The sequence below is a fragment of the Promicromonospora sp. MEB111 genome (genome assembly GCF_030209445.1).
Classification (GTDB): domain Bacteria; phylum Actinomycetota; class Actinomycetes; order Actinomycetales; family Cellulomonadaceae; genus Promicromonospora.
Genome location: NZ_JARVSD010000012.1, coordinates 63,600 through 83,046, shown reverse-complemented (window position 1 = coordinate 83,046; position 19,447 = coordinate 63,600). Strand labels below are relative to the sequence as shown.

21 protein-coding genes are annotated in these 19,447 nt (G+C 69.8%); 12 read left to right on the top strand and 9 right to left on the bottom strand.

Annotated features, from left to right (window positions below):
- Window positions 1–378: 378 nt before the first annotated feature.
- The 5 genes from QRN56_RS14950 to QRN56_RS14930 all read left to right on the top strand — a co-directional run bounded on the left by QRN56_RS14950 (window position 379) and on the right by QRN56_RS14930 (window position 5,227).
- Complete coding sequence (locus tag QRN56_RS14950) at window positions 379–1,371, top strand: alpha/beta hydrolase (protein WP_285104529.1); 993 nt, start codon at window positions 379–381, stop codon at window positions 1,369–1,371.
- A 147-nt stretch (window positions 1,372–1,518) separates the two neighbouring features.
- Window positions 1,519–2,748 (top strand): ABC transporter substrate-binding protein, encoded by a 1,230-nt coding sequence (locus QRN56_RS14945; protein ID WP_285104528.1) that lies wholly within the window; start codon window positions 1,519–1,521, stop codon window positions 2,746–2,748.
- Between the two features lie 90 nt (window positions 2,749–2,838).
- Window positions 2,839–3,738 carry a carbohydrate ABC transporter permease gene (locus QRN56_RS14940; RefSeq protein ID WP_285104526.1) on the top strand — a complete coding sequence of 300 codons (900 nt, stop codon included), beginning with the start codon at window positions 2,839–2,841 and terminating at the stop codon, window positions 3,736–3,738.
- Between the two features lie 38 nt (window positions 3,739–3,776).
- Window positions 3,777–4,565, top strand: coding sequence for a carbohydrate ABC transporter permease (locus QRN56_RS14935; protein WP_350224571.1), 789 nt, complete (start codon window positions 3,777–3,779; stop codon window positions 4,563–4,565).
- Window positions 4,566–4,582: 17 nt separating this feature from the next.
- Window positions 4,583–5,227: a TetR/AcrR family transcriptional regulator gene (locus tag QRN56_RS14930; protein WP_285104524.1), complete on the top strand. Its 645-nt coding sequence runs from the start codon at window positions 4,583–4,585 to the stop codon at window positions 5,225–5,227.
- Here the strand turns inward: QRN56_RS14930 and QRN56_RS14925 are convergent.
- The 5 genes from QRN56_RS14925 to QRN56_RS14905 form a co-directional block, all read right to left on the bottom strand.
- Complete coding sequence (locus tag QRN56_RS14925) at window positions 5,224–6,603, bottom strand: condensation domain-containing protein (RefSeq protein WP_285104522.1); 1,380 nt, start codon at window positions 6,601–6,603, stop codon at window positions 5,224–5,226. The genes QRN56_RS14930 and QRN56_RS14925 overlap by 4 nt on opposite strands.
- Complete coding sequence (locus tag QRN56_RS14920) at window positions 6,600–7,943, bottom strand: condensation domain-containing protein (RefSeq protein WP_285104521.1); 1,344 nt, start codon at window positions 7,941–7,943, stop codon at window positions 6,600–6,602. The genes QRN56_RS14925 and QRN56_RS14920 overlap by 4 nt, the downstream gene beginning before the upstream one ends.
- Window positions 7,940–9,712 (bottom strand): AMP-binding protein, encoded by a 1,773-nt coding sequence (locus QRN56_RS14915; RefSeq protein WP_285104519.1) that lies wholly within the window; start codon window positions 9,710–9,712, stop codon window positions 7,940–7,942. The genes QRN56_RS14920 and QRN56_RS14915 overlap by 4 nt, the downstream gene beginning before the upstream one ends.
- A 285-nt stretch (window positions 9,713–9,997) precedes the next feature.
- Window positions 9,998–10,777, bottom strand: coding sequence for a hypothetical protein (locus tag QRN56_RS14910; protein ID WP_285104518.1), 780 nt, complete (start codon window positions 10,775–10,777; stop codon window positions 9,998–10,000).
- Window positions 10,778–10,852: 75 nt separating this feature from the next.
- On the bottom strand, window positions 10,853–11,866 hold the full coding sequence (locus tag QRN56_RS14905) for a serine hydrolase domain-containing protein (protein ID WP_285104517.1): 1,014 nt from the start codon (window positions 11,864–11,866) through the stop codon (window positions 10,853–10,855).
- A gap of 241 nt (window positions 11,867–12,107) precedes the next feature.
- Between QRN56_RS14905 and QRN56_RS14900 the strand changes: the two genes are divergently transcribed.
- The 5 genes from QRN56_RS14900 to QRN56_RS14880 all read left to right on the top strand — a co-directional run bounded on the left by QRN56_RS14900 (window position 12,108) and on the right by QRN56_RS14880 (window position 16,363).
- A complete protein-coding gene (locus tag QRN56_RS14900; protein ID WP_285104515.1) occupies window positions 12,108–12,701 on the top strand; it encodes a TetR/AcrR family transcriptional regulator in 594 nt (197 codons plus the stop codon).
- Window positions 12,702–12,705: 4 nt separating this feature from the next.
- Window positions 12,706–13,197 (top strand): hypothetical protein, encoded by a 492-nt coding sequence (locus tag QRN56_RS14895; protein WP_285104513.1) that lies wholly within the window; start codon window positions 12,706–12,708, stop codon window positions 13,195–13,197.
- Window positions 13,198–13,404: 207 nt separating this feature from the next.
- Window positions 13,405–13,986 (top strand): GNAT family N-acetyltransferase, encoded by a 582-nt coding sequence (locus QRN56_RS14890; RefSeq protein ID WP_285104511.1) that lies wholly within the window; start codon window positions 13,405–13,407, stop codon window positions 13,984–13,986.
- Window positions 13,987–14,130: 144 nt separating this feature from the next.
- Window positions 14,131–14,838: a 4a-hydroxytetrahydrobiopterin dehydratase gene (locus tag QRN56_RS14885; protein WP_285104509.1), complete on the top strand. Its 708-nt coding sequence runs from the start codon at window positions 14,131–14,133 to the stop codon at window positions 14,836–14,838.
- 247 nt (window positions 14,839–15,085) lie between these two features.
- The gene (locus tag QRN56_RS14880; RefSeq protein ID WP_285104507.1) at window positions 15,086–16,363 is read left to right on the top strand and encodes an alpha/beta hydrolase family protein; all 1,278 of its coding nucleotides are present in this window, start codon (window positions 15,086–15,088) and stop codon (window positions 16,361–16,363) included.
- Window positions 16,364–16,372: 9 nt separating this feature from the next.
- On the opposite strand, the gene QRN56_RS14875 is transcribed toward QRN56_RS14880, so the two are convergent.
- Window positions 16,373–16,672, bottom strand: a complete 300-nt coding sequence (locus QRN56_RS14875; RefSeq protein ID WP_285104506.1) for an ABC transporter permease family protein — start codon at window positions 16,670–16,672, stop codon at window positions 16,373–16,375.
- A gap of 19 nt (window positions 16,673–16,691) precedes the next feature.
- Between QRN56_RS14875 and QRN56_RS14870 the strand changes: the two genes are divergently transcribed.
- Window positions 16,692–17,267, top strand: a complete 576-nt coding sequence (locus QRN56_RS14870) for a hypothetical protein (RefSeq protein WP_285104504.1) — start codon at window positions 16,692–16,694, stop codon at window positions 17,265–17,267.
- 56 nt (window positions 17,268–17,323) lie between these two features.
- Here QRN56_RS14870 and QRN56_RS14865 read toward each other — a convergent pair whose 3' ends face one another.
- The 3 genes from QRN56_RS14865 to QRN56_RS14855 are packed head-to-tail and all read right to left on the bottom strand — an operon-like array spanning window position 17,324 to window position 18,407.
- On the bottom strand, window positions 17,324–17,587 hold the full coding sequence (locus QRN56_RS14865; protein ID WP_285104872.1) for a hypothetical protein: 264 nt from the start codon (window positions 17,585–17,587) through the stop codon (window positions 17,324–17,326).
- Window positions 17,584–17,982 (bottom strand): DUF2255 family protein, encoded by a 399-nt coding sequence (locus QRN56_RS14860; protein WP_285104502.1) that lies wholly within the window; start codon window positions 17,980–17,982, stop codon window positions 17,584–17,586. The genes QRN56_RS14865 and QRN56_RS14860 overlap by 4 nt, the downstream gene beginning before the upstream one ends.
- Window positions 17,979–18,407, bottom strand: coding sequence for a MarR family winged helix-turn-helix transcriptional regulator (locus QRN56_RS14855; RefSeq protein ID WP_285104500.1), 429 nt, complete (start codon window positions 18,405–18,407; stop codon window positions 17,979–17,981). The genes QRN56_RS14860 and QRN56_RS14855 overlap by 4 nt, the downstream gene beginning before the upstream one ends.
- Window positions 18,408–18,514: 107 nt before the next feature.
- Between QRN56_RS14855 and QRN56_RS14850 the strand changes: the two genes are divergently transcribed.
- Window positions 18,515–19,432, top strand: a complete 918-nt coding sequence (locus QRN56_RS14850; protein ID WP_285104498.1) for an alpha/beta hydrolase — start codon at window positions 18,515–18,517, stop codon at window positions 19,430–19,432.
- Window positions 19,433–19,447 lie beyond the last annotated feature (15 nt).

Sequence of the window (19,447 nt, the reverse complement as noted above, 5' to 3'; positions counted from 1 at the left end):
GCGCGAGCTACATTCAAAAGCACAGAACAGACTGACTACTCAGTCGGTATTGGGTGGTGACGCACGCGGGACGTGGTCACTCCTACGTGTCCAGCTCAAGGAGGAGCTCCATGACGACATCGACCAGCCCCGTGCCCAGCACGCGGGCGCACAGGTAGCTCGAGCCTCTCGAGCCCAGGTGAACCGGACGGTCGCGAGCGGCCGGCAGCCTGCTCACCCGGCCGCAGCGGTACCGCACACCATGACCGCGTACCGCCAGGTTCCCGACCAGCGGTGACCGACCGCAGACCCCACATCGATGCCGAAAGACCACGACGGAGTGGTCACTCTTGCCTGCCTGCTGACACCGCAGGCCCGCCCAGCTCAAGGAGGAGCTCAATGGCGACACCCATCAGCCCCGCGCCCAGCGCGCAGGTGCAGAGATACCTCGAGTCCCTCGCACCCCAGGTGAACTACTGGGGTCGCGACGTCCTCGCGCTGCGGAAGCAGGCCCGCGACCACGTACTGGCGTTCCGCGGTCCGCTGGAGCCCGTGGTCTCCGCGGAGACCATCGAGGCCGGCGGCGTCCCCTCCAGGCTCTACCGGCCGCGGGGCGACGAGGAGGACGTCCTGGTCTGGATCCACGGCGGCGGCTGGATGCTCGGCGACCTGGACTGTTGCGAGGGCGTCGCGCGAGCGATCGCGAACCGTGCCGCGTGCGCCGTCCTCGCGATCGACTACCGGCTCGCTCCCGAGCACCCGTTCCCCGCCGCGCTCGACGACACGTGGGCCGCCGTCAGCTGGGCCCGGCGGCAGTTCTCCAGGGTCGCGGTCGGGGGCGACAGCGCCGGCGGGAACCTCGCGGCTGCGGCCGCGCTCCGGGCGACGGACTCCCAGGTCGACCTGGCGCTGCAGCTGCTGGTGTACCCGGTTCTGGACAGCACCATGGACACCACGAGCAAACGTCGGTTCGTGGAGTCGTACTCGGACTTCGCGGGGCTGGCCGGCTACGGCAGAACCGCCTTCGAGCGGATCGGATACCTGTGGGACGCCTACGTCCCCGACCGGCTGATGCGACGATCGCCGGTGGTCTCGCCGCTGCATGCCGAGACGTTGCGCGGCGTCTCCCCCGCCGTCGTCATCACCGCCGAGCACGACATCCTTCGTTCAGAGGCCGTCGAGTACGCCGAGCGGTTGCGTGGCGACCAGGTCCCGGTCGAGGTCCACGACTACGTGGGCCAGATCCACGGGTTCATCGAGTATCTCGGCGTCATGACGGACGCGACGGACGCGATGGACAAGGCCGGCTCGGCACTACGGCGAGCGTTCGCCGACCGAGAACCGGACCGCGCAGGTCGCGCGATCAGCACACCGTCCGAAATTCACTCCTGAGGAGTTGTCATGCGTACCAACAACACTCTGCCTCGGCGGAGCCGGCGACCGAGCTGGCCCACCGCGCTGCCAGTCGTCCTTACCGCACTCCTGGCATCGTGCGGCGCCCCGGGCGCGCAAAGCCCTCTGTCCGACACGCCGACGAGCGTGAGCACGAGCATCGGCGACGCGCCGGTCACTCTCGAGGTGCTCGTGTCCACACCTGACGTGGCGCTCTACGAGGAGCTCGGCGAAGCCTTCCAGGACAAGCATCCCAACGTCACCGTGCAGGTGACCGGCGAGGACTTCAACAGCCTGACGACGAACGTCCCTCGCCTGATATCGGGCACGGAGGTGCCCGACCTGGTCCGGCTCGCATCCTTCGGGAACCTGGTCGAGGACCGGCTCCTGACCAACCTCGACCCGTACGCCGAGGCGTACGGGTGGACCGAGTGGCCGCAGTCGCAGTTCGCCTCCACCCGCGTCGACGACGACGGGCGACAGCGTGGCACCGGGCACCTGTACGGCGCCGGACCAGGGTTCGGGCTGACGGGCATGTACTACAACAAGTCGCTCGCGGCTCAGATCGGCATGACCGAGCCGCCGGCCACGCTCGACGCCTTCGAGGAGAGCCTGGAGAAGGCGAAGGACGCCGGCCTGCTACCGCTGATGGTCAACGGCAAGGACGGAGGACTGGCGTATCCGCTGCAGAACCTCCAGATGAACTACGCCGGCAGCACCCAGGTGGTCCAGGACTGGAACTACAACAAGCCGGGCGCGAACATCGACACGCCCGCGCTGGTGGATGCCGCCACGACGCTCCAGAGCTGGAGCGAAGAGGGATATCTGCCGGCGGACGTCAACAGCATCGATCAGACCCAGGCTCCCGCCAGGTTCGCCGAAGGTGAGGGCGTCTTCTTCCCGAGCGGCAACTGGCAGGCACCCACGCTCCAGGACGCAGGCGGAGGCGAGATCGGGTTCTTCCTCTTCCCGCCCGAGGAGACCGGTGACCCGTTCACCGCGATGACCGCCCCCGGCGTGCTCGCGATCCCCACCAAGTCCTCCCAGAGTGACGTGGCCGCCGCATTCCTGGACTTCATCCAGACCGACACCGGTGCCCGACAGAGCACGCTCGACCTTCTCGGCCTGCCACCCGCCGGACCGTCGGACGCGTCCTTGCCGGACTCCGAGCCCGGATCCCTCGTCTCCGGCACCGTCGAGTCGTTCCAGTTGCTGCTGGAGAGCGACGGTCTCGTCGACTTCATGTCGAACTCGACCGCATCGATGCACGCGAACACCCTGATCCCGCAGACCCAGCTTCTCGTCGCCGGGAAGACGTCGCCGGCCGAGTTCTCCGCGGCGGTCCAGAAGGACTACGAGGACGAGGCGGAGAAGTAGATGCCCGGGGGCGAGACCATGACACAGAACGCAGGCACTGAACCACCAGGCCACTTGGTGACGAGTTCGACCGCGGTCAAGCCGGGTCCCGTGTCGTCACCACGCCCGCGTCCCGCTCGACGACGTCGTCCGGCACGGCGGTGGGGAGCACTGCTCTGGGTGGCGCCCGCGCTCGTCATGTACGGCGTGTTCGTCCTGTACCCGCTGGGCCAGTCCGTGCAGTTCTCGTTCTACGAGTGGGACGGCATCGGGCCGGCGACACCGGCGGGCCTGGACAACTGGAGAGCGATCTTCACCGAGCCCGAGCTGCTCGGGTCGGTCATCCACGCGTTCGTCCTCATCTTCTTCTACACCGTCCTCCCGGTCGGTCTGGGACTCGTCGCGGCCAGCCTCATCCGAGAGCTCCGGGTCGGGACGTTCAACACCACGGCACGGGTCGTGCTGTTCATCCCCCAGGTGCTGCCGCCGGTGGCGGCCGGCATCGCGTGGACGTGGATGTTCTCCACCGACGGGCTCGTCAACCAGGCGCTCGGAGCGGTCGGCCTGGAGTCCCTGACGCGCGCCTGGCTCGGCGACTTCACGTTCGCGCTGCCGGCCGTCGGCGTCATCGGCTTCTGGCTGTCGTTCGGCTTCTGCACGGTGCTCCTGCTGTCCGGCATCGGCAAGATCGACCCGTCGCTCTACGAGGCTGCCCGTCTGGACGGAGCGGGCCGCGTCGCCGAGTTCTTCGCGGTCACGCTTCCCGGGCTCCGCGGGGAGATCGCGGTTTGCGCGACCATCGGCACGATCGCAGCCCTGGCCAGCTTCGACGTCGTCCAGATCGCGACCCAGGGCGGCCCGGGATACCAGACGATGGTGCCCGGCGTGGAGATCTACCGGCTCACCTTCCTGGAACAGCGGATCGGCCAGGCCTCGGCCCTCGCCGTCCTCCTCGCGGCTCTCGTCCTGCTCGTCATCTGGCCCATCCAGCGACTCGGGAGGCACGAATGAACACCGCTTCGTCGACCCGCCACGGCCTCGTCTCGCGTGTGGTCATCCTGGTGGCGCTCATGGCGTTCGCGATCCTGCCCCTGCTCAGCATGCTCACGGCCGCGCTCGCACCGCAGAACAGCACGCCGCCGGGGCTCGCCTGGCCCGAGGACCCGCAGTGGCAGAACTTCGCCGACGCGTGGACCGCGGCGAACTTCCTCGCGCTCTTCCAGTCGAGCGTCCTGATCGTGCTCGGCGTCGTGCCGGCCGCCGTCGCCATGGCCACCGCGGCCGGATACGGGCTCGCGCAGCTCGACGTACCCGGCGGCAGGTTCGTCAACGCGCTCCTGCTCGTCGGGCTGACCCTGCCGTTCGAGGCGCTCATCACGCCGCTCTACTACAACCTTCGCGACATGGGGCTGCTCGGGACCCGGTGGGCCGTCATCCTGCCGCTCATCGGGCTGCTCATGCCCTTCGGCGTGTTCTGGATGCGAGCGAGCTTCCTCAAGGTGGAGACGGCCCTCACCGAGGCTGCCGAGCTCGACGGCGCCACGCCGTGGCAGATCTTCCGCCAGGTCCAGCTGCCGCTCGCGGTACCCGCCTTGTCGGCACTCACGATCCTGTTCTTTCTCGCGACCTGGAACCAGTACCTGCTGCCGCTCGTGCTCATCGATGATCCGACCATGCGTACCGTTGCCGGCGGCCTGGGTGCATTCCAGGGTGAGCACGGTACGAACATCGCTTTGTTGTGCGCCGGTTCATTGCTGATCATTGCCCCCTCCCTGCTGGTGTTCCTCTTTTTCCAGCGCCACTTCGTGAAAGCCCTGCTTCAGGGCGCTGTCAAATAGGGCGATAGGATACGTATATGGCACGGCAATACGATCTCCGGGCGGCACGGGGTACCGGCGGCGTCAAGAAGACCGAATCGGCAAAGGGCAAGGCCCGGAAGGAGCTGATCGTCGACGCCGCGACTCGCCTCGTGGCACGCAACGGATCGCGCGGCACCAATCTCGCGGAGATCGCCGCCGAGGCCGGGGTCTCGCAGAGCGGGCTTCTCTATCACTACCCGACCAAGGAGGCGCTGCTCAACGCGGTGCTGGATCGGCGCGACGAGGCCGAGGACAAGATCCTGTGGCGCGACGCCGACGTCGGTCTCGGCATCCTCGACGTCATCGCCCACAACGTCACCCGCTGGGCCAGCCACTCCCAGACGGTCGGCATGCACACCGTTCTTGTCGTCGAGAACCTCGGCGAGGACGGCGCTCTCCACCCCCGGCTGGCCAGCCGGTATCACGCGACCGTCGACCGGGTCGGCTCGGTCCTGGCCGCCGCACAGGATCGCGGCGAGATCCGCGCGGACGTCGACACCCGCCTCAAGGCCATCGAGATCATCGCCTTCATCAATGGTCTGGAGACCGCCTGGCTGCTCGATCCCGAGGTCCAGGTGGCCGTGACCGCGAAGGCGTGGGCAGCTCAGCAGCGGCTCGCGATGGCGGCTTCGCCGGGCTAGTCCGCCGCCCTCCCCCGGACTGCCAGGTCCCGGATCCCCCGCCCAGGCGAGGCGAGCACCTCGCGTGCCGCACGGCCGAGATTCCCCGTCAGCTCGTCGAGCGTCCGCGTGCTGAACGCGGGGCGATGCGCCCACAGATCGCCGGAGACATGTCCTTCGTGCGAGTGGCGGAGCTGAAAGCCGAGGCGCACGGCCCCGCTGAACGACGACGCCATCCGCGGCCGGAGCGCGTCGGTCGGCAGCGGACGGAGGAGCATGCCGATGCTGCTGCCGTCCGCTGCCGTGATCGTGACGGCCCTGGCCGGGGCGTGCGGCATGTAGTTGATCGATATGTCGAACAACGAGCCGTCCCCCCGGACCGCCCCGGGCAGCTCGTGACGCAGCACTCCGACCGGGACCCGGTGCACGTGCGCTTGTCTCGTCGCCTCGTGGACGCGGCCGGCAAGCTCCCCGAACGACGGGTTGTCCCGCAGGTCGACCCGCACGGGCACGTGATCGCTGACGAGACCGATGGTGTGCGTCAGCCCGGAGGCGTCCCGGTTGGCCGTGACACACCCGATCATCACGTCGTCGCCGAGAAAGGGCGCGAGCGACGCCAGGACCAGGGCGCGCAGGGCACTGGCCGGCTTGGCGCCGCGCTGCGCGCCGAGCTGGAGCAGCGAGCCGGCCGCGTCCCCCGCCACGAGCGGAAGCGGGTGTGCCTGCAGCCACAGGGGATCGTCCGGTCCGGTGCGTTCCAGGGGAAGGCGCGGCGGGTCGGCCGGGAACTGCTCGCCCCAGAACCCGGCGTTCGCCCCGAGCCCGAGGGTGCGCTCGTAGGCGGCGTAGTCACCGGCCTGGACCCTTGGCGCGGGCGGCGGCGGGTACCCGGGGTCGAGCCGGGCACGATAGAGCTGGTGGAGATCGCGGAACAGCACCGCGTTGGACCATCCGTCGAAGACCGCGTGGTGCCAGACGGTCAGCAGGACGTGGCGCTCAGGGGCCATCCGGACCACGACCGCCGACCAGAGCGGCGGGGAGAACAGGTCGATCGGCTGCTCGCAGCGCTGGACCGCGAGCTCCTCGAGCGCGGCACGCTGCGCCGGTCGCGGCCGGCGCGACAGGTCCTCGAACCCCAGCTCCGGGCGGAACGGCGCGACGACCTGCTGGGCGATCCCGGCCTCGGTGCGGACGAAGGCCGTGCGCATGGTCTCGTGTCGTTCCACCAGCGCCGCCAGCACCGCGGACAGATCACCGAGGTCCACGGGTCCGGTGATCTCGATCGCGTGCGGGATGTTGTGGTTGGACTCGGGTCCACCGACCGCCGCGACCCATTCCTGCTGGAGGTAGGTGGCCGGCAGGACGACGGTCCCGGCGTCGGCCGCGAGCGCGCTCACCGGGCCTCCTCCTTCGCCGCGCCGAGATCACTGAGGCGATCCCCGGGGCGATCGGCGAACCTGCGCAGCGCGGCGCTGAAACGCTCGGCGAAACCGGCCACCTCCGGGTCGCCCAGCACGTTGGCGTCCGCCACGAGGACACCCGAGAGTCTCCCGGCCGGATCAGATCTGACCTGGAAGTCCAGCAGCGAGGCGCCGTCCCACCAGGGGTGGTCGGTGGGCTCCTCGTGCGCGAGGTCGAACTGCGAGAACGCGATTCCCGCACCCGTGACCACCGCGTCGGCCTGATGCGGTCCGTGGCTGTAGTTGAGCGACACGTCGAACAGGGGCCCACGGCCCGCGTCGGGCAGCGCCCCGCGGAGCACGCCGACCGGTGCCGGGCGCGAGATCGCCCGGTCATAGGCGTCGGCCGTGCGCCCGACAAGGGTCGCGCACGTCGGGTCCCCGGACAGGTCCACCGTGACCGGCACGTGCCCGGCGAGGAACCCGACCGTGCCGCGGACGTCACGCTGCTGGCGGTTCGACCGCATGACGCCGAACGTGATCCGCTCGTTCGTCGCATGACGGCTCAGGGACGCCGCGAGGGCGGCCAGCAGGACGGCGGTCGTGCTCGCCCGTTCCTCGACCATGAGCGGGTGCAACGCACCCAGGGTCAGACCGTGGTCGAGCGGGAGCGGACGAGGCGTGGTGCGGGCGACAGCCCCGACGTCCGAGACGTCCTCCGGGAAGGTGAGGCGGGGACTGGCGTCGGCCAGGGCGGCCCGCCAGTGCCGCTGTGTCGCGGGGTCGTCGGCCAGCTCGGCCTCCCACCCGGCGTAGTCGGCGAGATGGAGCGCGGGCGGCGCAAGCGTGGCGCCCGTGCCGTGCTCGTACAGGTGCGGGAGCTCGTCGCGGATCACACCGGCGGACCAGCCGTCCATGATCGCGTGGTGCGCGATCACGGCGAACACCCGGTCGTCGTCGGCGAGGGTCACGAGCACGGCCCGGGCGAGGGGACTGTCCTCCAGCACGAACGGCCGCCGCAGCTCCTCCTGCAGGAGCGCGGCGCAGGCCGACTCCCGCTGCTGCTCGTCGACCTCGGCGACGCTGACCTCGCGCAGGTCCGACGGAGCGTGGTTGCCGATGACCTGATGGGCGGCACCGCCGGAGTCCTGACGTGTCAGGGTGGTGCGCAGGGCCTCGTGCCGGGCGGTCAGCGCGTCCAGCGCGCCGCGGACGCGGCCGGGGTCGGCGCGACCGCGCATCCGGACGGCCGCGCCGATGTTGACGCCGGACGCCCGCCCGCCGGTCGCGTCGAAGAGGGAACGCTGATAGTGCGTCGCCGCGTGCAGCGTGCTCATCCGCCAACCCCCCGGGTAGCGCGACCCAGGGGCCGCAGCCGCACCTGGTCCGCCGGCGGCGCCTGGTCGACCGCCGCAGCGTAGGCCCGCAGGGTCGGGTTCGTGTGCAGCACCCGCTCGGGCACGTCCCGCCCGAGCTCGTCGCCGACGAGCAGCGCGACCTCGGCCGCCTCGAGCGACGATCCGCCGAGCGACAGCCACTCGGCGTCCGGGCCGATCGCGGCGGGACCGACGTCCAGGGCCCGCCCCCAGATGGCAGCCACCGCGCGTTCCGTGTCGCTCGCCGCCTCGCCGTGCCCGGCATCTCGCGCGATCAGCCCGGAGACGGTCTCGATCAGCTCACGCTTGACGACCTTGCCCAGGGCGTTGCGAGGGAAGTGCCCGACCCGGACGACCCGCTTGGGTGCGTCGGCCTCCCCCAGCCGCGCGGCCGCGAAGGAGCGAACCTGGTCGGGGTCGAGGCTGTCGGAACCGATCACGGTCGCGACCAGGTACTGCCCGAGCGTCGGGTGCGGCACGCCGAACGCCGCCGCCTCTTCCACGTCGGGATGGTCCTCGAGGACACCCTCCGCGGCGAGCGTGGACACGTTCCGCCCGCCGACGTTCACCGTGTCGGCGCTGCGGTCCTCGAGGTAGAAGTACCCCGCTTCGTCCAGGCGGCCGACGTCGCCGGTGCTCACCCACAGGTCCGACCGGAAGACGCCGGCGCTCGCCTCCGGGTCGTTCCAGTAGCGGCGCGGACGCACGCCGTCCGTCCGGAGCTGCACCGACCCCGACACGCCCGTGACCACCGGCTCGCCGGACCCGTCGACGATGCGCACCTCGCTCCGGCCGTGCGCCCGCCCGAGCGAGAACGGTCGGCCCGGGTCGAAGTGCATCCGCAGGCGCGCGGGCCAGCTCTCGGTCGAGGTGTACATGTTGACGACGCTCGCGGTCGGGAACAGCTCGGCGAGCCTGGCCAGCGTCGCGGCAGAGATCGGCGCGCTCGTGGTCCGCACCTGCCGTACACCGCTCAGGTCGAACCGCGTGCCGACCCGCAGGAGCGCGAGCGCGTAGGCGGGGACCAGCACCACGTCGTCCGGCCTGAACCTCTGGACGGCACCCAACAGACGGTCGGCGTCGAACTTCTCGAGCACGATCATGGTGTGCGGCACCGCGCTCAGTGTCTGCATCATGAGGCTCTGACCCGCGTTCGTGGCGGGCGGCAGTGCATGCAGGACCCTGCGCACCGGCTCGTCCGCTGTCTCCTCCCCCGTCGGCGCGCCGTCACCGGGGGGCCGGACCGCGTACGTGAGGTTGTCGTGCGTGGACACGACGCCCTTCGGCCGTCCGGTCGTCCCGGAGGTGAAGAGGATCTCGGCGTCGTCCGCCCCGCTCACTTCGACCCCGGTCGAGCCGGTCGGCTGGGCCGCCTCGATCTGACGGACCGTCCGGGACCAGCCTGGGCACCCGGCCACGGGAACGTCACCGATGACACCGACCGCCCCGGCCTCCACGCAGACGCGAGCGATGTGTTCGTCGCTGCTGGACGCGAGTACCGGCACGGCGATCGCCCCGGCGGTCTGCACCCCGACGTATGCGATCGCGAACGCGATCCAGTCACCGGAAGCACGCACGACCACCCGGTCACCAGGCTGGACGCCCCTGGCCGCGAGGCCGTGACCGACCGCGCGCGAGCGTTCGTTCCACGCCGAATAACTGAGCCGCCCCGCGCCGACGAGCTCTATCGCGGTCGCGTCCGGCCTCTCTTCCGCCCTGGCCGCGAGCATGCCAGTCACGGTGACAATGGGCTGATTATTCACGATGACCCCTCGGATTCTTTCGCGGTGAATGACTTTCATCATGCCGAGAAAAAATCGAGCAGTTCAAGCGGGTCGACCACTGTTCACAGGCCGGTCACGTCCAGGAAACGGATTCAATCGGTCCACATACAGATTCGATCCTTCAGCATTGGAATATAACCCGCCCGGGATAGTTTTCACCCACTCGCGCGCCTTTTCAATCCTTCCACATTCAAATGGCACGTCGGAATGCCGGCCCGAACGGCGATGGTCCTACCGACCGGTCCACCCGCGTACACGGTGCACGACGGCGGCCTTCGGGTAGTGGCCACCGGGCGGGCCGGTCTCGAAGAGGTCGACCATCAGGAAGAGTGGGTAGTCCGGGCTCTGCCGGATGTGCCGCAGCACCCTGCCCTGACAGCCGATCACCGTCTCGCCCTGCCCCCACACGGCCGTCCAGGTGTGCGGCGTCGTCGCGTCGAAGGGCAGCCGGACCTCGCTCATGTCGGTCGCCAGCTCTGGGTCGTGGTGCGCCTTGATCCCCGTGCGCGCCGTGGTGGTGGCGCTGATCGCCGCCGCGTCGATCTCGAAGACGCAGATCTCGCCGGCTGCGGTCGCGTCGTCCTGCTCGGTGCCGACCAACCAGGCGGCAAGCATGCATCCAGGGTCGCGGGTCGCGCTCACGGTGAGCTCGATCCGGCCGGCCGAGGGCGCCCAGAGAAGGCGTGACGGCGTCGCCGTGCGGACGACGAGGCCGTCGGTCCGGTGCCGGTGGGTCCCCCGTCGCGAGCCGGCCGGGCCGGAGTACGTGCCGGTCTGCAGGTTGGAGACGCGCAGTGGCGCGTCCTCGGGCCGCCAGTCCGGTTGATCGGCCTCGACGAGCAGCTCCAGGCCGCTCGCCGTCTCCCGGTAGCGAGCCGCGGACCGGTCGGGCGTGGTCCAGTGCGGCAGGTAGTGCGGTACCCAGAGCCCTGGGTTCGGCCCCGTGGCGAAGTCGTCCTCGACGTCCGGAGCGCGGTTCGGCGCTGGGGGCAGCTCGGCGCTCGGGTTCACCTGATCCATCGTTCCGCCACCCCTACACGCGCGTGTCTTCGTTCTCACCGTCCACGCGGCACCACACGACGAAGATCACGTCGTCGTCAGCCGATCAGGCCAGGACGCTCGAAGCAGGTCCAGGACGGGTTGCGAGCCCGTGCTGCAGTTGCTCAGCACGGTCGCCGTCGTGCAGGTCACGGGATCGTGCGTCGACCTGAACTCCACACCCGCGTCGCTGCCGAGGATCACGACCGCGGGATCGACCGGGTGGGGCCAGAACCCGAGGCCGTACCGCGGCCCCTCCGGCACGATGACGTGCGGACGCGTCATCTCGGTGGCCACCTCATGGGGCACGATCGCGCCGTCGTGCAACGCGCGCCAGAACCGGTGCAGGTCGGCGGCGCTCGTGTAGGCGCCGCCGTCGCCGTTGCCGCGAACCGGCAGGTGCAGCACGTTGCTGCGATCACCATCCGAGTCCAGATAGCCCAGGGCGACGTCGCCGGGCAGCTCGTCCGAGCGAAGGTATGCCGTGCTCGTCATGCCGGCAGGTCGGAACACGTCGGTCTCCACGACGTCCTGGAACCGTCGTCCGGTGACCCGCTCGAGCACGATCGCCAGCACGATGTAACCACCGTTGCAGTACGTGAACCGCGCACCGGGCGGATGCTTGTGCGGCAGGCCGCCCAGGATCGGAAGAAACGACTCCGCCGTCTCGAGGGTATGCACCGGGACGGACAGGACGTAGTCCGCGGGGTCCCAGTCGTCGTCCTCGTCGAGGTAGTCGCCGATGCCCGAGGTGTGCGTCAGCAGCTGCTCGATCGTGACGTCGTCGTCGATCAAGGGGAGATCGGCGCCGAGGTAGCGCCGCACCGGGTCGCTCAGGGCCAGCGTCCCGGAGGCGACCTGCTGCATGATCGCGAGGGCGGTGAAGCTCTTGCTGCCGCTCGCGATCGCGAACCGCGTACCCGGGGTGTTCGGTACGCGCAGCGCGCGATGGGCGAACCCGTAGCAGTGCTCCACGACCCGGCGATCACCGACGTCGATGGTCACGACCCCGCTGAACGATCGTGCCGACGCCGCGGCATCCAGCTCGTCGAGGTCGATCATGAGGGTGCCCTCCCGTTGCGGTAACCGGACCATAACAAGGTCGGGCCCCGGCGCCGCAGGGATTTACCGTGGCACGTCGTGGGCACCAGGGACGCTTACCGCCGCAAGATCTCCTGATCCACATACGCCGACGAGGCCCCCTTCCGTCTCACGGAGGACAAAAGGGGGCCTCGTCGGCTCGGAGCGCAGGTCGCGCGCCGGTGCTATTTACAATACAGAGCTGTACTGTATTGTAAGTGGCATGGGAACCGCCGACCGCACCCCCGGCCGCCCGCGCAGCAGCGAGGCCGACGCAGCCATCCTGACCGCCGCGCTCGACCTGTTGATCGAACGCGGCGCGGACGCGACCAGCGTCGAGCAGGTGGCCCGGCGTGCGGGGGTCACCCGGGCCACGGTGTACCGGCGCTTTCCGGACAAGACCCGACTCCTGCTGGCCGCGTTCGAGGCCGCCAACGGGAATCCGTCGGCGACGCCGGAGATCCGCGACGTCGAGCACCTGCTGACCGGCTGGGCATCCGTCCTCGCCGACACCCGCCAGCGCCGCCTCCTGCGTCGGCTCTACAGCGCGTTCGAGGACTACCCCGAGATCGCGCGCGCCTACCAGAGCCAGTTCGGGGACCAGCGCAGCGATACCCGCACGAAGGTCTTCGAGCGGGCCAGGGACCGCGGGGAGCTGCCGGCAGGCACCGACCCGCAGGTCCTGCTGGATCTGCTCTCCGGGGCGGGCTGGCAGCACCTGGTCACGTACCCGGACACCTGCACGGCGCAGGACACCGAGCGTTACCTGCGCGCCGTCCTCCATCAGGTCGGCTACCGCCCCAAGGAGAGGAAGTAAGACCATGCGAGCTGCCAGCATCGAGGCACAGCTGCGAACCCGAGCGTTCGCCCGCGTCATCGGTCCCTACGTCGCCGCCTTCACCACCATCTATGCGATCCGGCTGCCCGACGGGATGGAGGGCATCGGTGACCTGTTCGCCCAGCCGATCCTGGTCCTGATGCTCGGCGCCATGATGCTGCTGGGCGGCCTGATCATCATCGGCGGGCACCGGAGCTGGCGCGGCCCGCTCGCGATCACCGTGTCATTGTTCGGCTGGTTCGTGGCTCTCCGCGGGTTCGCCCTGATCGTCACGCCCGACGCGATGCAGACCGGTGTCGACGCCACGATGGACTCGCCGGCCGCGACGATCGCGGCCCGGATCTTCTTCGCCGCGCTGGCCGTCATGGGGCTGCTGCTGACCTACGGAGGGTGGTTCACGAAGCCGACCGCTCCGGGGCCGACCGCTCCGGGGCGGTCCGCGACGGAGGCCGCGACAGCCGGAGGCGGTGCCTAGGCACGTCTTCAGATGTCGCTGGTGGTGGGGACGACCTTGCCGGCGGAGCGGCGTGACCTCTACAACGCTCTTGACCTGCGCGCCCGAAAGGCAGCTCGGCGCCGTACTGCTCGCCTGCCGGTCGTCCGCGATGGAGGTCCCAGCCCACACATGTGGTTCCTCAGCGGTACATCAGGCGCTCTTCCGGTCGGAGCCTACGATCGGTGCATGGTGACCGACGGACACTCGATCCAGCCGTTGACCGCTCGGACGTGGGACGCGTTCGCCGGTCTGGTCGAACGGCACAACGGGATCTTCGGTGGGTGCTGGTGTACCTACTTCCACCCCGAATGCGCCGAACGGGAACCGGGATACGAGGGCAGCCGTGCGCTGAAGAAGCGGCTCGTCGAGGCCGGACAGGCTCATGCGGCGCTGGTGCTGATCGGCGATGAAGCGATCGCGTGGGCCGAGTACGGCACCCCGGACGAGCTGCCGAACATCCATCACCGCAAGCAATATCTCGCCGAGGCTGACGTCACGCCGGACTACCGCATCACCTGCATCTTCGTCGACAAGCGGTACCGCAGGCATGGCTACGCCAAGGTGGCTCTGGCCGGGGCGCTCGACCAGATCGCCGCGCAGGGTGGCGGTGTGGTCGAGGGGTACCCGCACGAGATCGGCGAGAAGCGGATGAACAACTCGTTCGTCTACAACGGAACACGCACGATGTACGAGCAAGCCGGCTTCGAGTTCGTCCGCTCGAAGGGGCTGAGGAACACCGTCATGCGTCGTACGATCCGGCCTGCCTGAGCCTGCCCGGACGCCGCCGTACCCCGCCCCCGATCACCAGTTCTCGCTCTCGGGTCGGCGACTCGCCAGAGCGCCTTCAACTCATCGAGCGGCAGGCGGTCATCTGGTGCCGCTGCGGCACCGTCAGAGCTAGAGTCACCGTTCATGGACATGCTGACGGGCGACCAGATCGCGGCAGCCGACCTGACCGACTGGCGCAAGCTGGCCCAGGGATTGCATGCCCGCTACGTGGTTGACGACTTCGGCACCGGCGCACGGTTCGTCGCCGCGACGGGCGAGGCGGGCGACGCACTGGGCCACCACCCGCGCGTATCGATCGGTCATGGGTACGTCGACTTCACGTTGATCAGCGACGACGCCATCTACCGCGACGGCGAGGGCACCGAACACGTCGTCGAATGGGTGACCCAGCAGGACGTCGACCTCGCGCGACGGATCACCGAGATCGCCGCCGACCACAAGATCGACGCCGAGCCGGTCTCGGTCAGCCATATCGAGCTCGGCCTCGACACGGCGCACTCCGCGACCATCGCCCCGGTCTGGGCCGCGCTGCTGACCGGAAGCGCCGACTCCCAGGGCCGCGGGTCCCCCGGCGACGAGATCCGGGACGCCACGGGACGGGTACCGAACCTGTGGTTCGGGGACGCCGACAAGCAGAAGCCCTCGCGTCAGCGGTTCCACATCGAGGTCTATGTGGCGCCCGAGGTTGCCGAGCAACGGATCGCCGCCGCCGTCGCAGCAGGCGGGACCATCGTCGACGACAGCAACGCGCCCATGCTCACCGTGATTGCCGACCAGGACGGCAACGAGGGAATCGTATGCGTCGACGTGTCCGCTGCGAAGAAGGACTGAACCGCCGACTCGGTTGACCCGGCGAAGACGCCGATGAACGGCAGCAGACTGCCGGATTTTCGGTGTGCGGTCGTCGGAGTTCGAGGCGGCCGGCCGAGGCGGAGGCGTTGGCGAGCGGGTGAGACTGCCCGGAGCGGGAGCGCCGGGCCAAGCCGCGACCTAGTCTGCAATCAGGCCGGCCCATCGGCCCGTCCGCCCAGCCGGTCTCCAGCCCATCGTTCAAGAGCCCATCAAGGGGAACGAGTTCATGGCCGTCTCCGACACCACCGAAGCGCTCGCCGTCGACCACCTGGACCGGCACGGCACCCGCTCGCACGAGGTCTACACCGCAGGTTTCTACGAGGGCGGGTGGGACTACGAGGTCCGCTCGATCCTCGGCAGAGCCGCCCGCGGCGGCTCCGAGCCGGGCGAGGTGCTCGCGACGATCGCCCGGGTCAAACCCAAGGATCACCGCGGGTGGTTCGCCGCGTGGGAGGCACTGGGGCGCGACGTGGCCCGGCAGGCCCAGCGGTGCGCCGACACCGGCCACACCGTCAGCGCGGCGCGCGCGTTCCTGCGCGCGGCGAACTACCTGGCCGTCGCCGTCGAGGCGATCGACGGGCTCGACGACGACACCGCAGACCACCTACCCACCTTCCGGGCGCACCGGGCAGCCTGGGAGGGTTTCGTCGCGCACGGCCGGTGGCCGGCGCAGGCCGTCACCATCCCCTACGACGGATCGAGCATGCCCGGGTGGTTCTTCCGACCCGACCTCTCCGGGGAACCGCGGCCGGTGCTGGTGATGAACAACGGCAGCGACGGGTCGGTCAGCGGTCTGTGGTGCCAGGGCGCCGAGGGCGCGCTGGAGCGCGGGTACGCCGTGCTGCTGTTCGACGGGCCGGGCCAGCAGTCGATGCTCTTCGAGCGCGGCGTCCCGTTCCGTCCCGACTGGGAGAACGTGCTCACCCCCGTCGTCGACCACCTGGCCACCCGCGACGACGTCGACCAGGACAGGGTGGCCGTCTACGGCGTCAGCCAGGGCGGGTACTGGGTCCCGCGGGCCCTGGCGTTCGAGCACCGGTTCGCGGCGGCGGTCGCCGACGGCGGCGTCGTCGACGTCGGCCGGTCCTGGCTGTCCAACATCCCGCATGCCGTGCTCGACGAGTACCGGAAGGGCCACAAGGAGAAGTTCGACCGCGACATGCGCCTGGGCATGCGGCTGCCGGGCGGCCGGGCCGCGCGGGAGACCTGGGCCTTCCGCGCCCGTCCGTACGGGGTCGAGGGCTACTCCGCCGTGCTCGACGAGGTCTCCCGGTACGCGCTCACGCCCGAGCTCGGCGCCCGCATCACGACGCCGCTGCTGGTCACAGACCCCGACGGCGACCAGTTCTTCCCCCAGTCGGCGGAGCTGGCGAAGCTGGTGCCCGGCGCCACGCTCGCCCGCTTCACCCAGGACGAGGGGGCCGCCTCCCACTGCCAGCCGCTCGCCCGTGAGCTGACCGAGCAGCGCATGTTCGACTGGCTGGACGAGCGGCTCCACCTCTGAGCCCCCGGCTCACCCCTTGAGGCCTCCGGCCAGCAGGTCGGCGCGCCAGAACCGCTGGAGCAGCAGCACCATCACGATCAGCGGCACCACCGACACGGCCGAGCCCGTGATCACCAGCGGGTATAGGTCCGAATCCCCCGCGCCTCGGGACAGGGACGTGTACAGCCCGAGGGTGATCGGGTAGAGCCGCTGGTCGGAGAGCATGATGAACGGCAGCAGGAAGTTGTTCCAGATGCCGACGAACTGCAGCAGGAATCGATCAGCTCGGTGGTCAGCGCGTGCCCGCTCCGGGCGCCGCCCGGTTCGCACCCGGGAGTACGATCAAAGTGTGGGTGAGAGCGAAAGCGGCCCGCACGAGGCCGCTCGAGACGCTTCGTCGACACAGCAGAAGACTCCGGCTCCCGACGAGGACGCCTCGAGAGCGCAGTGGGACGACGACGGCGGATTCGAGCCGGACATCCCGCGCAGCACCAAGGCTCCTGACACCGAACCCGCAAGAAGTGGGCTCTTCTTGCGCGGCGTGCTGGATTCCGCTCTTCCGCATGAGCTGGGTACGGACGACGAGCCGGAACGGTACCTGGTCACGGCCGTCTTCTCCCGTCAGGTCTCCGCTGAGGAGCGCGCCCTGATCGAGGCTCCGAGCGTCACGGCGATGCTCGCCGAACGCGGCTACCAGGGCGTATCCCTGAAAGTCGCGGACCGCCGGCTGGAGATCGCGCACACGAACCTGGCGATGCTGGTCGGCGGACTCGCCACCGAGATCGCCAGGGTCCTCCGTGAGATCGATCAGCAGGTCGTCGCGGAGCGCGAGCGGCGCGACGACGAGCGTCTTCGATGGGGCCAGGCCGAAGCGGCACGTGCGGCCAGGGTGAAGGCCGAGGCAGAGCGCGTCCGCTTCGAGTGAGCATCCGGGCCGGCGAGAACCGCGGGCCTCGGTGCTCTGGCCGGACGACGAGCAGTTCAGCCGCTACGACGAATCCGTTGGCGAATGATCCCAATGATCAACGTGCCCACGAACAGAATGAGTCCGACCACGGCCAGCCACAAGAGTCCTTCGAAGACGAACCCGACGACGGCCAGCACCGCCCAGATCACCAGCAGAATCACAATTGCGGTCCACACACCAATATGGTATGTCGCGCCCGGCGTATGCGCCGATCGAGCTTGGCGGCACCCCAAGGCGGCGTCCACCGATCGCGGCAGACCTTTCGGTGCGAGGTTCACACGCCGGTTCTCAGCGGGACCACCCGCAGAGTCGCGTCGCGTGCCGGCGAGCGTGTCATCCGGCGGACGCCGGCGTCGTCGCCGTAGCGGGAGCGCAGCGCTTGGTCGACGTCCGCCTCACGCCCGTGGTCGGGCAGGAACGCGACCGCGACGCGTAGGCCACCGATCTCGATCTCGCCTCGGCCGGAGGCCACCGCAGCTCGGTACCAGGCACCGCTGGTGCCGTGGAGCGAGCGGATGAGCTCGTCCTGGCCGAGGCGGACGTGCCCGACGGTCACGAGGGGCCGCAGCGTTCCGTCCGCACGGGCCGCTGCGACGCGGATCAGCTCCGAGTCGTCGAGCTGAGCCAGTTCGTGCTCGGTCCACGGCCCGGACGGCAGCGGGACGTCGCTCACGAGGTCGCCTCCGGGGCCGGCTCGAGCAGCGCGAGCAGGATCCGCTGCAGCTCGGCACGGTCCTGGGGCGCGATCGCCGCCAACCTCCGGTCGAACGCCCTCGCCAGCGCCGCGAAGGCGCGGTCCCGCGCGGCCACGCCGTCGTCCGTGAGCACGAGGCGGTGCCGCCGCAGGTCCGTGTCGTCGATCTCGCGGCGCATGAACCCCTTGGCGACGAGATTGCGCACGTAGACCGTCACGCTCGCCTTGGGGATCACCAGCCTCGCCGCCAGCTCGGCCGGGTACGGGGACGCGGCCACCTCGGCGAGCACGAAGAACTCCTTCGCCTCCAGGCCGAGCTCGGCCAGCTCGGCGCTGCAGGCGTCGAGCACGACGGTGAGCAGGCGGTGGTTCAGCGTCCAGAGCTGCGCGGCGTCGACCGGCATACGACCTCCTGATCGGGTGCTACCGTGGAATTAGTTCCATACTGTACTACCTGTCACTTCGGACTAAAACATCATGGAACGAAACCGACGCGAGAGGTTCTCCACCGATGCTTCAGCACCTCACGATCCCCCGCGGGCCGATCGAGCTCGCGGCCGATCTCTACCTCCCCGACAGCCTCCCGGCCGAGGGGTCCGCCCTGCGCGCCGTCGTGCTCTCGACGCCGGGCAGCAGCGTCAAGGAACAGATCGGCGCGAACTACGCCGCCCGGCTGGCCGCCCGGGGCATCGCAGCGCTCGTGTTCGACCCCGCCCACCAGGGGCAGAGCGGCGGCGAGCCGCGCGACCTCGAGGACCCCTACCGCCGTGGCGAGGACATCTCCTACGCGATCGACACGCTCGGCACGCTGCCCGGCATCGACCCGCAGCGCATCGGCGTGCTCGGCATCTGCGCCGGCGGCGGCTACGCGGTGCACACCGCTCGCACCGACCACCGCATCAAGGCCGTCGGCACGGTCGTCCCCGGCAACATGGGCACGTCGTTCCGCGGCTTCCAGCCGGACGGCCCGGCGGCCGGCCTCGACGCGATGGCCGAAGCTCGCACCGAGGAGAACCGCACCGGCGAGCTGACCCGCGAGAACTGGCTGCCCGACACCCTGGAGGACGCCGCGGCGGCCGGCGTCACCGATCTCGACACGACCCAGGCGATCACGTACTACCGCACCGAACGGGGCGGCAGCGAGCATGCGACGAACCGTCGCCTCTCGCGCGGCGACGCCCTGCTCCTGGGCTATGACGCGTTCCATCTGGTCGATCAGCTCATGACGCAGCCGCTGCAGGTCGTCCTCGCCGGGCGCATCGGCAACACCGGCTCCTACGAGTCCGGCATGCAGCTCTGGAAGCTGGCACCCAACCCCGTGGACCTCATGGTCGTCGAAGGCGCCGGCCACTACGAGATGTACGACGTACCCGAGTACGTCGACGCCGCCGTCGACCGCCTGGCCGGCTTCTACACGGACCACCTGTAGGTAGGAAGCGGACGG

Excerpts from the sequence above, each read along its gene's own strand:
- QRN56_RS14950 (WP_285104529.1), top strand. The coding sequence starts at position 379 with ATGGCGACACCCATCAGCCCCGCGCCCAGCGCGCAGGTGCAGAGATAC.
- QRN56_RS14930 (WP_285104524.1), top strand. The coding sequence starts at position 4,583 with ATGGCACGGCAATACGATCTCCGGGCGGCACGGGGTACCGGCGGCGTC.
- QRN56_RS14920 (WP_285104521.1), bottom strand. The coding sequence starts at position 7,943 with ATGAGCACGCTGCACGCGGCGACGCACTATCAGCGTTCCCTCTTCGAC.
- QRN56_RS14915 (WP_285104519.1), bottom strand. The coding sequence starts at position 9,712 with ATGCTCGCGGCCAGGGCGGAAGAGAGGCCGGACGCGACCGCGATAGAG.
- QRN56_RS14905 (WP_285104517.1), bottom strand. The coding sequence starts at position 11,866 with ATGATCGACCTCGACGAGCTGGATGCCGCGGCGTCGGCACGATCGTTC.
- QRN56_RS14900 (WP_285104515.1), top strand. The coding sequence starts at position 12,108 with ATGGGAACCGCCGACCGCACCCCCGGCCGCCCGCGCAGCAGCGAGGCC.
- QRN56_RS14895 (WP_285104513.1), top strand. The coding sequence starts at position 12,706 with ATGCGAGCTGCCAGCATCGAGGCACAGCTGCGAACCCGAGCGTTCGCC.
- QRN56_RS14890 (WP_285104511.1), top strand. The coding sequence starts at position 13,405 with ATGGTGACCGACGGACACTCGATCCAGCCGTTGACCGCTCGGACGTGG.
- QRN56_RS14885 (WP_285104509.1), top strand. The coding sequence starts at position 14,131 with ATGGACATGCTGACGGGCGACCAGATCGCGGCAGCCGACCTGACCGAC.
- QRN56_RS14880 (WP_285104507.1), top strand. The coding sequence starts at position 15,086 with ATGGCCGTCTCCGACACCACCGAAGCGCTCGCCGTCGACCACCTGGAC.
- QRN56_RS14855 (WP_285104500.1), bottom strand. The coding sequence starts at position 18,407 with ATGCCGGTCGACGCCGCGCAGCTCTGGACGCTGAACCACCGCCTGCTC.
- QRN56_RS14850 (WP_285104498.1), top strand. The coding sequence starts at position 18,515 with ATGCTTCAGCACCTCACGATCCCCCGCGGGCCGATCGAGCTCGCGGCC.